The organism is Achromobacter sp. CF-sbj1-Ac2-l (assembly GCF_052698165.1).
Genome location: NZ_CP199855.1, coordinates 3,773,546 through 3,786,553, shown reverse-complemented (window position 1 = coordinate 3,786,553; position 13,008 = coordinate 3,773,546). Strand labels below are relative to the sequence as shown.

The window sequence follows — 13,008 nt, the reverse complement described above, 5'->3', positions numbered from 1 at the left end:
CTTGGCCTCAATTCTAATATGAGAATAGTTTTCATTAAAAATTGAAGCGGAGCGGGGCTGCGCGCGGGGCGCGGCCCTTCCGGGACGGGAGAGTCTGAAATCATGAGCTGCAACGATCTGGCCGCGCGCCGCGCATTCGGCCCGCGTACCGGCCTGGCTGTCGCCTTGTGCGCCAGCGGCCTTGCCGCCGGTCATCCGGTGTTGGCGCAATCGGCCCCGCCGGCCGACGCCAGGACGCTGGATACCGTGGTGGTGACGGCCAGCGGCTACGAGCAGCAGATCCAGGACGCGCCGGCCTCGATCAGCGTGATCACGCGCCAGGATCTCGAAAAGAAGTTCTACCGTGATGTCACCGACGCGCTGGTCGAAGTGCCGGGCGTGGTGGTCACCGGCGGCGGCGACCGCCAGGACATCAGCCTGCGCGGCATGGGCCCCAAGTACACGCTCATCCTGATCGATGGCAAGCGCCAGAACTCGCGTGAAACCCGCACCAACTCCGATTCCGGCGGCGTCGAAGGCGGCTGGACGCCGCCGATCTCGGCCATCGAGCGCATCGAGGTGGTGCGCGGGCCGATGTCGTCGCTGTATGGTTCCGACGCCATGGGCGGGGTGATCAACATCATCACCCGCAAGGTGCCCAACGAGTGGGGCGGCGAAATCCGCATGGACACCACCATCCAGGAAAGCAGCAAGTCCGGCGACATCTACCAGGGCAACTTCTACCTGGCGGGCCCGATCAAGAATGACCTGCTGGGCCTGCAGATCTACGGCCAGGCGACCCAGCGCGACGAAGACAGGATCGTCGACGGCTACCGCAAGCGCAACGCCACCAACATCACGGCCAAGCTGGCGCTGACGCCCAACCGCGACCACGACATCGTGCTGGAAGCCACTTCCAGCCGCCAGAAGTACGAGAACACGCTGGGCAAGACCGTCGCGCCGCTGGCTCCCGGCGTGGCGTGCCCGCGCAACGGCTGCCCGGCCTCGTCGGAAACCGATTACCGCAGCAACAAATGGGCGCTGTCGCACACCGGCCGCTGGGGTTGGGGCGTGTCCGACAGCTACGTGCAGCAGGAAGAGTTCGACAACCGCTCGCGCCAGATGAAGATCAAGAACCTGGACCTGCAGACCAGTTGGACGCTGCCGCTGGGTTCGCACATGCTGACTCTGGGCGGCACCTACCTGACGCAGCGCCTGACCGACCAGACCGGCAACCAGCTCGCCGGCGGTCCCAGCAAGGTGGAGCGCTACCAGTGGGCGCTGTTCGCCGAGGACGAATGGCGCCTGGTCGAAAGCTTCGCGCTGACCGGCGGCCTGCGCATGGACCAGGACGAGAACTTCGGCAGCCATTTCAGTCCGCGCCTGTACGGCGTGTGGCACATGGCCGAGCGCTGGACCCTGAAGGGCGGCGTGTCCACCGGTTTCCGCGCGCCCGACCTGCGCCAGACCGTGGCCGGCTGGGGGCAGGTCAGCCGCGGCGGCAACATGTACGGCAACCCCGACCTGACGCCCGAGAAGTCGGTGACCCAGGAACTTGGCCTGCTGTATGACGACGGCGAGGGCTTCAATGCCGGCCTGACCCTGTTCAACAACAACTTCAAGGACAAGATCACCCGCGTTGCGTGCCCGCTGTCGCAGTGCACCGACGGTCCCAACCAGTTCGGCTCCAATCCCACCACCTACATGAACGTGGACAAGGCGGTGTCGCGCGGCGTCGAGGCCAACCTGAAGCTGCCGCTGGGCCGCGACTGGTCGCTGACCAGCAGCTACACCTTCACCAAGTCGGAACAGAAGTCCGGCCAGTACCAGGGCCAGCCGCTGAACCAACTGCCCAAGCACCTGTTCACCACCACGGTCAACTGGCAGGCCTCCGACGCGCTGCAAGCGTGGGCCCGCGTCAACTACCGCGGCAAGGAAAGCCAGCCGATCACCGGCCCGTCCTCGACCTCGCTGGTGGCGCCGTCGTACACCTTCGTCGACCTGGGCGGCTCGTATGCCGTGAACAAGAAGGTGTCGGTGTACGCCGGCATCTACAACCTGTTCGACAAGCAGGTCGGGTACGACGACTACGGCTACGTCGAAGACGGCCGCCGTTATTGGCTGGGCGTGGGCGTGAAGTTCTGAGCCCGCGAGCAACAACCGGGACGCGCCGCCGCCTGGCGGCATTCCCGCAACCTGGAGAGACAAGCATGACGATGAAGCAAACCTTGGCAGGGCGCGCCGGCCGCTGGATGGCGTGTGCCACCACGGCCCTGGCCCTGGGCGCCGCCAGCGCCCCGAGCCTGGCCCAGGACGCGGCCCGGAGCGTGCCGGTCAAGCACGCGCGCGGCGAGACCGCCGTGCCGTCCAACCCGGCCAAGACCGTGGTGCTGGACCTGGCGGTGCTCGACACCCTGCACGCGTTGGGCGTGGACGTGGCCGGCGTGCCCAGCGCCGCCAAGCTGCCGCCGCAGCTCGCCCAGTACGCCGACAAGCGCTACCTCAAGGTTGGCAGCATGTTCGAGCCCAACTACGAGGTGATCCACGCGGCCCAGCCGCAGGTGATCTTCGTGGCCGGCCGTTCGGCGCCCAAGTACGACGAATTGGCCAAACTGGCGCCCACGGTCGACCTGACGGTTGACGCCAAGGACCTGGTCGGCAGCGTCACGCGCAACACCGAAACGCTGGCCGCCATCTATGGCAAACAGACCCAGGCCGGGGAAAAGCTGGACGCGCTGCGCGCCTCGATCACGGCGCTGCATGGCCAGGCGGGCAAGGCGGGCACCGCGCTGATCGTGCTGACCACCGGCGGCAAGATGAGCGCCTATGGTCCCGGCTCGCGCTTCGGCGTGATCCACGACGCGTTCGGCTTCGCGCCCGCCGCCAAGGACCTGAACGTGTCGAACCACGGCCAGGCGATCTCGTTCGAGTTCATTGCCCAGACCGATCCCGACTGGCTGTTCGTGATCGACCGCGACGCCGCCATCGGCCGCGAAGGCACCTCGGCCCAGCGGATGCTGGACAACGACCTGATCCGCCCGACCAAGGCCTGGAAGCAGCAGCGCGTGGTCTACCTGAACGGCTACAACTGGTACCTGCTGGGCAGTGCCGGCCTGACCGCCATGCAGCAGAACGTGGACGATATCACCCGCGCGCTGTCGGGCGCCAAGCCGGACGCCAAGTAAGCGCATGGTCCATCGGATGGCGTCGGAGTCGGCCGGGTGAAGCAGGGCGGGATGATGACCGGCTGGGCCGGGCTGGCGGCCTTGTTGCTGCTGTTGCTGTCGTTGTGCGTGGCCAGCGTCAGCCTGGGCGCGGGGTCGTTTTCGTTCGCCGCGCTGGCCGGCGGGCCGGACGCCGAGCGCGCCTGGCGCCTGCTGCTGGTCAGCCGCGTGCCGCGCACGCTGGCCCTGCTGCTGGCCGGCATGGCGCTGGCGGTGGCCGGGCTGATCATGCAGATGCTGGTGCGCAACCGCTACGTCGAGCCGACCACGGCCGGCACCGTCGAGTCGGCCACGCTTGGCATCCTGGCGGTGACGCTGCTGGCGCCGGACACGCCGGTGATCGGCAAGATGCTGACGGCCACCGGCTTCGCGCTGGCGGGCACGTTGCTGTTCCTGGCGCTGCTGCGGCGCGTGCCGCTGCGCACGCCGTTCATCGTGCCGCTGATCGGCCTGATCCTGGGCGGCGTGATCCATGCGGTCACCACCTTCGTCGCCTATCGCTACGACCTGCTGCAATCACTGCACGCCTGGACCACCGGCGATTTTTCCGGGGTGCTGCGCGGCCGCTACGAACTGCTGTGGATCGGCTTCGGCCTGGCGGCCGCGGCCTATCTGGCGGCGGACCGCTACACCGTGGCCGGCATGGGCCGCGAGTTCGCCGCCAATCTCGGCCTGAACCACGCGCGCCTGACGCTGGTGGGCCTGCTGATCGTGTCGGCGATTTCCGCCGTGGTGGTGGTGACCGCCGGCGGCATTCCGTTTCTGGGCCTGATCGTGCCGAACGCGGTCAGCCTGATGCTGGGCGACAACATGCGCCGCGCGATTCCGTGGGTGGCGATGCTGGGGGGCGTGTTCGTGCTGGCCTGTGACATCATCGGCCGGCTGGTGATCCATCCCTACGAGGTGCCGCTGGGCACGGTGGTGGGCGTGGTGGGCAGCGTCCTGTTCCTGTGCCTGTTGCGCAGCCGGGGAGCGCGCCGTGGCTGAATCCGTGTCGCGCCTGTTGCCTTCGCCGCAGGCCTGGCGCCTGGCGCTGCTGGCCACGGCCGCGTTGCTGTGCGTTGTCGGTTTCATGACGCTGGGCGCCAACGGCCAATGGGCTTTCGTGCTGCCGTTCCGGGGCGGCAAGCTGGCGGCGATGCTGCTGGTGGCCTACGCGGTGGCGGTGTCGTCGGTGCTGTTCCAGACCGTGACGCACAACCGCATCCTGACGCCGGCCATCATGGGCTTTGACGCGCTCTACCTGCTGATCCAGTCGGTGGTGGTGTTCGGCTTCGGCCAGGCGGCGGGCGCGGTCAACCATCCGGTGGCGGCCTTCGTGCTGGAAGTGTGCGCGATGACGGCCTTCGCCTGCCTGCTGTTCCGCTGGCTGTTCACGGACGCCGTGCGCAGCCTGCATTTGATGATGCTGGTGGGCATCATCTTCGGGCTGCTGTTTCGCAGCCTGTCCAGCTTCGTGGTGCGCCTGATCGACCCGAACGAATTCCTGGTGCTGCAGGACCGGATGTTCGCCAACTTCAATTCAGTGCGCACCGAACTGCTGCCGATCGCGCTGGCGGCTGTGGCCGCGGCGACGCTGCTGGTCTGGCGCATGCGGTGCCGCTACGACGTGCTGGCGCTGGGCCGCGAGATCGCGCTGAACCTGGGCGTGGACTACCGCCGCACCTTGTTGCTGACGCTGGCCGCCATCGCGGTGCTGGTGTCGGTGTCCACCGCGCTGGTGGGGCCGGTGACGTTCTTCGGGCTGCTGGTGAGCAACCTGGCCTATCAGGCGATGGGGTCGGACCGGCACCGACACACCGTGCCGGCCGCGGTGCTGCTCAGCGTGATCTTCCTGGTCGGGGGGCAGACGCTGCTGGAGCGCGTGCTGCAACTGAGCACCACGGTCAGCGTGGTCATCGAATTCGTGGGCGGAGTGATGTTCCTGGCCCTGATCTTGCGCAGGGGACGCCAATGATCGATATCCAGCAAGTCAGCAAGCAATACGGCGACAGCGTGGTCGTGGACCAGGTGTCGCTGGCCTTGCCGGCCGGCGGCGTGACCGCCATCATCGGCCCCAACGGCGCCGGCAAATCGACGCTGCTGTCGATGATCAGCCGCCTGTTGCCGATGTCCGCCGGCCGCATCCAGGTGGACGGCCTGGACGTGACGCGCAGCGACAGCCGCGAACTGGCGCGGCGCCTGGCCATCCTGCGGCAGGACAACCACCTGCCGCTGCGCCTGACGGTGCGCGACCTGGTGGCGTTCGGGCGCTATCCGCATTCGGGCGGCCGCCTGACACTGGACGACAAGGTCCATATCGACCGGGCCATCGCCTACCTGGACCTGGAACCGCTGGCCGGCCGCTACCTTGACGAGATGTCCGGCGGCCAGCGCCAGCGCGCGTTCGTGGCGATGGTGCTGTGCCAGGACACGCGCTATGTGTTGCTGGACGAGCCGCTGAACAGCCTCGACATGAAGCACGCCGTGGCCATGATGGGCACGCTGCGGCGCGCCGCCGACGAACTGGGCAAGACCGTGGTGCTGGTGCTGCACGACATCAACTTCGCGTCCAGCTATGCCGACCGCATCGTGGCGATGAAGGCGGGCAGGGTGGCGCATTGCGGTACGCCCGCCGAACTGATCCGTCCCGAGGTGCTGGGCGACCTGTACGAATTGCCGATCGACGTGCACGAAATCGGCGGCAAGCGCATCTGCGTGTATTACCGCTGACGGTCGCGGGGAGCGCGCAGGGTCGCGGGACGACGCCAGCGCCGGCGCGTGGCGGGAAATTTCCGGGGACGGAATACGGCCGGACTGGGACATCCGGCCCGTCGCGCACGCTTCGCACAGACATGCTGAATAACATCTGAATTGGACGCGTGTCTCATTTATCGTGGCCCCCAGGCAACGTAATGATAAAAGCATTGCGAGTGATTCTCGTTGTCAAGAGAATGGCGGTTTCTTCCATTTCAAACGACTTCGAAAAGACCCGCAGGCCATGCACGTCCTCCGCCCCCTCACCGCCGCCCTGTTCGCCGCGGCCCCCTTGGCCGTCCACGCCCAGGCCGCCGCGCCCGCCGCCACCCTGCCCGCGATCAGCGTCGTCGGCGCCGATGACACCGCGCAAAGCTACAACCCGCCCGCGTCCACCAGCGCCACCAAGATCGACGCGCCGCTGCGCGACATTCCCCAGACGGTGAACGTGGTGCCGGCGCAGGTGCTGCGCGACCAGCACGCCATGTCGGTGCAGGACGCGCTCAAGAACGTGCCGGGCGTCAGCTTCTCGACCGGCGACGGCCAGCGCGACCAGGTGTCGATCCGCGGCTTCACCGCCATCGCCGACCAGTTCGTCGACGGCTTCCGCGATGACGCGCTGTACTTCCGCGACCTGTCCAACGTCGAACGCATCGACGTCATCAAGGGGCCGGCGGCGGTGCTGTACGGCCGCGGTTCGTCCGGCGGCCTGATCAACCGCATCACCAAGAAGCCGGGCGAGGACATCTCGCAGGTCGGCCTGAGCTACGGTTCGTGGAACGACCGCCGCCTCGACCTGGACCTGGGCCGCGCCAACGACAGCGGCAGCATGGCCTGGCGCCTGACGGGCGCGGTGGAAAAGGGCGACAGCTACCGCGACAAGCAGTTCATCGATCGCAAGGCGATCGCGCCGTCGGCCCAGTTCAAGCTGGGCGAGAACACCACCTTCCTGCTGCAGACCGAATTCCTGGAAGACCGCCGCCTGACGGACTTCGGCATCCCGGCCTACCATGGCCGGCCGGTGGACGTGGACCCGTCCACCTACTACGGCGCCGAGAACGCGCGCGACACCGACTACACCCAGACCCGCGTGCAGTCGTACGCCGGCACGCTGACGCACCGCTTCAATGACAACTGGTCGCTGCGCAATGCCACGCGCTACTACCACTACACGCTGAACCGCAACAACACGCTGCCGGGTTCGGTCAACGAAGCCGCGCAGACCGTGTCACTGACCCACGGCAACGTGCTGCGCGACGAACACGGCTGGACCAACCAGACCGAGCTGATGCAGCGCGTGCAGTGGGGATCGGTGCGCCACGACATCCTCTACGGCGTCGAGGTGGGCCAGCAGAACAAGGACCTGGTGAGCTATTCCAACCCCAACGTGGCGGTGGTCAACCTGTTCGATCCGCAACTGCCGACGCTGCGGCGGCAGGCCGTGGGCGCGCCTGGCTCCGACAACCTGGGCCGCTTCAGCACGCTCGGCCTGTATGTGCAGGACATGGTGTCGCTGGGCGAGCACTGGAAGGTGCTGGGCGGCGTGCGCCATGACCGCTTCGAGCAGAAGACCGAGGACCGCCGCAGCGGCCAGAACCTGCAGCGCACCGACTCCAACCTGAGCCCGCGCCTGGGCCTGGTGTTCCAGCCGGACAGCGTGCAGTCGTACTACGTGTCGTGGAGCCGTTCCTACCAGCCCTCGGGCGAGGCCTTCGCGCTGGCGGCCAACAACGTCGACCTGGCGCCGGAGAAGACCACCAACTATGAAGTCGGCGCCAAGTACGATTTCCTGGATGGCAAGCTGTCGACCACGGTGTCGGTGTTCCGCCTGGAGCGCACCGACATCAAGGTGACCAACCCGGTGACCAACACGCTGGTGCCGGTGGGCACGCAGCGCACCGACGGCGCCGAGTGGACCCTGTCAGGCGACCTGTCCAACGGCTGGCGCGCGATGCTGGGCTATGCCTATCTGGACGCGCGCGTGACGCAGTCGGTGGCGCGCGACGCCGGCAAGGACGTGGAGGGCAAGCGCGCCACGCTGACGCCGCGCCATGCCGGCAACGTCTGGATCACCAAGGACCTGGGCGACGGCTTTGGCGCTGGCGCCGGTCTGAACCTGGTGGGCGCGCGCTTCGCCAACCCGGGCAACACGGTTACGCTGCCGGGCTACCTCACGGCGGACGCGGCGGCGTGGTGGCGCCAGGGGCCGTACTCGGTGCAGTTGAACGTGTACAACCTGTTCAATGCCGGCTACATCGTCTCGGCGCACGGCACCAGCCCCAACCTGAACATGCCGGGCGCGCCGCGCAACGCCATGCTGAGCCTGCAGTACCGCATGTAAATGGAAAGGCGTCCGCGCGCCGACAGGGCGCGCGGATGTGGTTTCAGCGCAGTGGCGACTCGGCCGTCAGGCTGTCGGTCTCCAGCGCCGCCAGCGCGTCGAGGAAGCGCCACGCGAACGAGCCGGGGCCTTCCGCCAGCGCCCCGGCGCGCCGGCCGGCGATGCCGAAGCAGGACAGCGCCGCCACCGCCGCGGTGTAGGCGTCAGCGCGCGCCACCGCCGCGAAGGCGCCGACCACCGCGGTCAGCGCGCAGCCCGTGGCGGTGACCTGAGGCATCAGCGGCGATCCGCCGGCCACGCGCACCTCGCGCTGGCCGTCGGTCACGAAATCCACTTCTCCCGTCACCGCCACCACCGTTGCGCGGGCCCGCGCCAGCTCGCGCGCCGCCTGCTCGGCCTGCTGCACCGGGTCGCGCGCATCCACGCCCTTGCTGGCGCTCTGGCCGCCTCCCAGCGCGATGATCTCCGACGCGTTGCCGCGGACCACGGCTGGCCGCAGGTCCAGCAGGCGCCGCACCGCGTCGCGGCGGAACGCGGTGGCGTGGTGCGCCACCGGATCCAGCACCCAGGGCGTGTCCGCCTGGCTGGCGGCGGCGGCGGTCCGCAGCATGCTGTCCAGCCAGGGGGCCGAGAGCGTGCCGATATTGATCACCACCGCGCCGCTGATGGCGGCGAATTCGGGCGCTTCCTCCGCCGCGTGCACCATTGCTGGCGAGGCGCCGATGGCCAGCAGCGTATTGGCCGCGGTGTTCATCGACACGAAGTTGGTCAGGCACTGCACCAGCGGCGCGTCGCGGCGCACGGCCGCATACAGGTCGCGCGAAGCCAGCGCCAGGTCGGACAGGGTAGGAGTGAGGGAGGCCATGCCGGCGGGTCCTTAAGGGGACAACGGGCGGGGCGGGGCGGCGTGGCGCGGCATGGGGGGCCGGCGGGATGCGCACCTTCCCTACGCCAGGATTGTCTGGATCAGGTTCAACGGGTCTCTCGCGCCGCGTGCCGCGCTGGGCGCGGCCGCCATCGGAATCTCAGCTTCTTGCCGAAGCTCCCCGGGTGGATGGGGCTATGTTCGGAGGGGGGAGGGGGGCTTGTCAAGCCGGGCGAGCCCGGCGCTTCTGTCATCATGGCGGGCAATCGGATCGAGACGAGGAGGCGCGCGGCATGCAGACCCACGATGAGGCGTTGACCGAGCAGGACCTGGCATGGTTGCGCCGGCATACGAACTTTCACCGCGCGGAAACGGTCCTGGGTGCGGTGTGTTTCATGCTGTTCCTGGCCATCACGGTTCTCTTCGCCGGGATCTGGCTGTGGGGGCCCTCGACCACGGCGCGCGACGGTCAAGTACGGCGTGCGCGGCCGGGTGGACGAGGTCCTGACCTACAAGGTACTAATGCCGGAGTCGACGTCCTGGACCCCGCTATATGTCTATCGGCTGGGCGGTGAACTGTACAACCTCAGCCATGGCGGCGGTCCGGCGCTTCCCGGGGAGCGGGTGGCGTTCGAGTACCTGGACCGCGGCAAAGGCGGCATGGAGCCGCTGTTCTTTCACCGCGAAGGCGGGGCGCCACCGGTTCTGTCATCATGCCGAACACCCTGAAAATGGAGACACGCATGACCGAATTACGCCGAGCCCGAATGGTTCCGGAGTTGCTGCTGGCCGACCTGTCGCGCAGCCTGGCTTTCTGGTATCGCAGCGATGCGATCGAAGTGGGCGTGCGCCAGTTCCTGGTGCAGGACCCCGATGGCTATCTGCTGCGCTTCTCGGCCTGGGTCGGCGATCGACCGGCGGCGCATTGACGATGCGCGCGCTGATCCTGGCGCTGGCCGCGCTGGCCGTATCGTTCGCGACCACGGCTCATTCGGCGAACACCCCCTGTTCCGGCAAGAAGGGCGGCGTGGAACGCTGTGCCGGGGAGAAGTTCCTCTGCCGTGATGGTTCGATCAGCGCCTCGAAGCGTGTCTGCACGGGCCCGGACGGCGCCGCCCAATCCCTGGTGTCGCCGCCACCCGCGGCCGGTTCGAGCGGCTCGTGCCACTGCCGCGACGGCCAATACTGTACGGGCCCGCGCGGCGGAACCTTCTGCTATTCGGACAGCGGAAAAAAGTCGTACCTGAGGAAGTGACGCGCTGCCGTCACGTGGCCTCGCGCTTCAAGTGCTTCCAGACCTTCGCCATCGAGGCCAGGGGGGGCGAGTAGCGGTGGCCGCGCCGTCGCGCATGGCCGGGGCCTGGCGTGTCGTCGCGTGGTCGGGGGCGGCCCGGCGGGTTGCGCGGCAGGCGCCGCGCGGTCCTGGCGGGGCGGCACGTTCCTGCGTACACTGGCGCCATGCTGCGCATTGACCATCTCACCAAACGCTACGGCGACCATCTCGTCTTCCAGGGGCTGACGCACACCTTCGGCCCCGGCTGCGTGGCGCTGTGCGAAGAGGACAGCACCGGTAAATCCAGCCTGCTCGCCATCATCGCGGGCGTGATCGCGCCGGATGGCGGCGAGGTCTGGATCGAGGGCCATTCGCTGAGCGGGTCGCCCCAACTGGCCAAGTCCCGCCTTGCCTACGTGCCCGACAACTGCCTGGCGTTGCCGCAGCAGACCGGGCGCGGGTTGCTCCAGCAGGTCGCGGCGGAGAAGGGCGTGTCGGTGGATGACACGGTGCTCGACCTGGCCGCGCGGCTGGGGCTGGAACCGCACCTGGACAAGCGCTTCGAGCAGATGTCCACGGGCACTCGCCGCAAGGTCTACCTGACCGCGGCCGCCCTGGGCGATCCGGCCGTGGTCATCGCCGACGGCCCGAGCAACGGGCTGGATACGCCGGCGCGGCGTGAACTGGCCGAGCTGTTCATGGCCTGGGGCCGGGACCGCGTGGTGCTGTTCGCCAGCCACGATCCCGAACTGGTGCAGGCCTGCGGGGCGACCGTCATGGAGGTGGCCGCGCTACGCTAGCGCGGCGCTCCGGTTACTTGCCTCCTGTGACGTCAACGAACGTCCCGGTGACGTACGAGGCCTCAACGCCGGCCAGCCACAGGATGGCGCGCGCCACTTCCTCGGGCTGGCCGCCGCGGCCCATGGGCACGGTGTCCTTGATGCGGTCCACCCGCCCCGGTTCGCCGCCGCTGGCGTGCATCTCGGTATAGATGTGGCCAGGACGCACGCAGTTCACGCGGATGCCTTCGCGCGCCACTTCCTTGGAAAAGCCGATCGTGAAACTCTCCAGCGCGCCCTTCGAGGCGGCGTAGTCCACGTATTCATTGGGACTGCCGAGCCGCGCCGCGCCCGATGACACGTTGATGATGGCGCCGCCCCGGCCCTTGTGGCGCTGGGACATGCGCCGGGCCGCCTGTTGCGCGCAAAGCATGGGGCCGATGGCGTTGACGGCGAAGATTCGTTGCATCCGTTCGAACGTCAGGTCTTCCACCCGCGATTGCCGCGCGATGATCGCGGCGTTGTTCACCAGCACGTCCAGACGGCCGAATGCCTGGTCGATGGCGGCGAACAGATGGGTGACCTGTTGCGGGTCCGCGCTGTCGGCGCGCACGGCCAGGGCGCGGCGCCCCAGGGCCTGGACGTCGGCGACCACCGCCCGCGCCGCCACTTCGTTCGAGACATAGCTGATCGCCACGTCATAGCCCTGCGCGGCGGCCAGCCGCGCGGTGGCGGCGCCGACGCCGCGGCTGCCGCCGGTGATCAGGATGACGGGGGCTTGGGATTCGGTGGCCATGAAAAGGGGCTCCTGCTGCGAAGTTCGGGATGGGTGCGTCGGGCGCGCCTGCGCCGCGCCGGTCACTATACTTCGCGCGGATCCGCGCCTCCAAGGCTGCTTCACGCGACGGGCGCCGGAATTCCCGGATGCGCCGGCGGGTCAAGGCGTCATCGGGCGCGCGATGCCGATACACTGCAGTCGCCTGCGCATGGCGCGGTGTCGACGGCGGCCGCGCAAGGCTTGCCCGGCCCGCGCCCGGTTTTCAAGGAGTGGATTCATGGCACGCATCTTCATCACCGGTTCGGTCGATGGCCTGGGACTGGCGGCCGCGCGCGCGCTGCTGGCGGACGGCCACATGGTGGTCGTGCACGGGCGCAATCGCGAGCGCCTGGGCGCCGCGCGGGAATTGTTGTCGCAAGGGGCGCTGGCGGTGGTGGGCGACCTGGCCGACCTGGCGCAGACGCGGGAGCTGGCGGACCAGCTCAATGCGCTGGGCCGGATGGACGCGGTCATCCACAATGCCGGCGTCTTCACCGGCCCGGCCATCCTGCCAGTCAATGTCATCGCGCCGTATATGCTGACCGCCTTGATGGCGCGGCCGCGACGGCTGGTCTACCTGAGCAGTGAAATGCACTACGACGGCAGGCCGGACCTGGACGGCATGGCCTGGGATGGCGGCCGCGAAAGCGGCTCGTATTCGGACAGCAAGCTGTTCGTGACGGCGTTGATGGCGGCCGTGGCGCGCCGCTGGCCGGATGTGATCAGCCAAGCGGTCGATCCCGGCTGGGTGCCCACCAAGATGGGCGGGCCCAACGCGCCGGACGATCTCAGCCTGGGGCATGTGACTCAGGCCTGGCTGGCGACGACCGATGATGCCGACGCGCTGCGCAGCGGCGGCTACTGGCATCACCAGGCGCGGCGCGAACCGCATCCGGCCACGCATGACGAGGCCTTCCAGGCGCGTCTGCTGCAAACCCTGCAAGGCGCCACGGGAGTCGGGCTGCCCTGACGCGGTCCGGCGCCTGCGTGACGG

General features: G+C 68.5%; 12 protein-coding genes and 1 riboswitch. Of the genes, 10 read left to right on the top strand and 2 right to left on the bottom strand.

The genetic code is table 11. The annotated features are described in order from the left end of the window. Positions 1–102 precede the first annotated feature (102 nt). From ACUDCK_RS17130 to ACUDCK_RS17105, 6 genes are all read left to right on the top strand, one after another. Positions 103–2,124, top strand: coding sequence for a ligand-gated channel protein (locus ACUDCK_RS17130; protein ID WP_175166759.1), 2,022 nt, complete (start codon positions 103–105; stop codon positions 2,122–2,124). Between the two features lie 65 nt (positions 2,125–2,189). Further along, positions 2,190–3,164, top strand: coding sequence for a siderophore ABC transporter substrate-binding protein (locus tag ACUDCK_RS17125; protein ID WP_175166760.1), 975 nt, complete (start codon positions 2,190–2,192; stop codon positions 3,162–3,164). Between the two features lie 54 nt (positions 3,165–3,218). Then, positions 3,219–4,190, top strand: coding sequence for an ABC transporter permease (locus ACUDCK_RS17120; RefSeq protein ID WP_116792200.1), 972 nt, complete (start codon positions 3,219–3,221; stop codon positions 4,188–4,190). Further along, the gene (locus ACUDCK_RS17115; protein ID WP_244976823.1) at positions 4,183–5,160 is read left to right on the top strand and encodes an iron chelate uptake ABC transporter family permease subunit; all 978 of its coding nucleotides are present in this window, start codon (positions 4,183–4,185) and stop codon (positions 5,158–5,160) included. Before ACUDCK_RS17120 ends, ACUDCK_RS17115 begins: the two co-directional genes overlap by 8 nt. Next, positions 5,157–5,915: an iron ABC transporter ATP-binding protein gene (locus ACUDCK_RS17110; protein WP_116792177.1), complete on the top strand. Its 759-nt coding sequence runs from the start codon at positions 5,157–5,159 to the stop codon at positions 5,913–5,915. Before ACUDCK_RS17115 ends, ACUDCK_RS17110 begins: the two co-directional genes overlap by 4 nt. Before the next feature lie 268 nt (positions 5,916–6,183). Then, positions 6,184–8,280 (top strand): TonB-dependent receptor, encoded by a 2,097-nt coding sequence (locus tag ACUDCK_RS17105; RefSeq protein ID WP_175166761.1) that lies wholly within the window; start codon positions 6,184–6,186, stop codon positions 8,278–8,280. Between the two features lie 43 nt (positions 8,281–8,323). Here the strand turns inward: ACUDCK_RS17105 and thiM are convergent, their stop codons facing one another. After that, complete coding sequence (gene thiM, locus ACUDCK_RS17100; protein WP_175166762.1) at positions 8,324–9,145, bottom strand: hydroxyethylthiazole kinase; 822 nt, start codon at positions 9,143–9,145, stop codon at positions 8,324–8,326. 60 nt (positions 9,146–9,205) lie between these two features. Then, positions 9,206–9,339: riboswitch (TPP riboswitch) on the bottom strand. 549 nt (positions 9,340–9,888) lie between these two features. Between thiM and ACUDCK_RS17095 the strand changes: the two genes are divergently transcribed. From ACUDCK_RS17095 to ACUDCK_RS17085, 3 genes are all read left to right on the top strand, one after another. Next, positions 9,889–10,074, top strand: a complete 186-nt coding sequence (locus ACUDCK_RS17095) for a hypothetical protein (RefSeq protein WP_162876644.1) — start codon at positions 9,889–9,891, stop codon at positions 10,072–10,074. A 2-nt stretch (positions 10,075–10,076) separates the two neighbouring features. After that, positions 10,077–10,400: a hypothetical protein gene (locus tag ACUDCK_RS17090; protein ID WP_175166763.1), complete on the top strand. Its 324-nt coding sequence runs from the start codon at positions 10,077–10,079 to the stop codon at positions 10,398–10,400. A gap of 203 nt (positions 10,401–10,603) precedes the next feature. Continuing rightward, positions 10,604–11,218 carry an ABC transporter ATP-binding protein gene (locus ACUDCK_RS17085; protein WP_175166764.1) on the top strand — a complete coding sequence of 205 codons (615 nt, stop codon included), beginning with the start codon at positions 10,604–10,606 and terminating at the stop codon, positions 11,216–11,218. Between the two features lie 13 nt (positions 11,219–11,231). Here the strand turns inward: ACUDCK_RS17085 and ACUDCK_RS17080 are convergent, their stop codons facing one another. Then, complete coding sequence (locus tag ACUDCK_RS17080; protein WP_175166765.1) at positions 11,232–11,993, bottom strand: SDR family oxidoreductase; 762 nt, start codon at positions 11,991–11,993, stop codon at positions 11,232–11,234. Between the two features lie 259 nt (positions 11,994–12,252). Between ACUDCK_RS17080 and ACUDCK_RS17075 the strand changes: the two genes are divergently transcribed. Continuing rightward, positions 12,253–12,984, top strand: coding sequence for an SDR family NAD(P)-dependent oxidoreductase (locus ACUDCK_RS17075; RefSeq protein WP_175166766.1), 732 nt, complete (start codon positions 12,253–12,255; stop codon positions 12,982–12,984). Positions 12,985–13,008 lie beyond the last annotated feature (24 nt).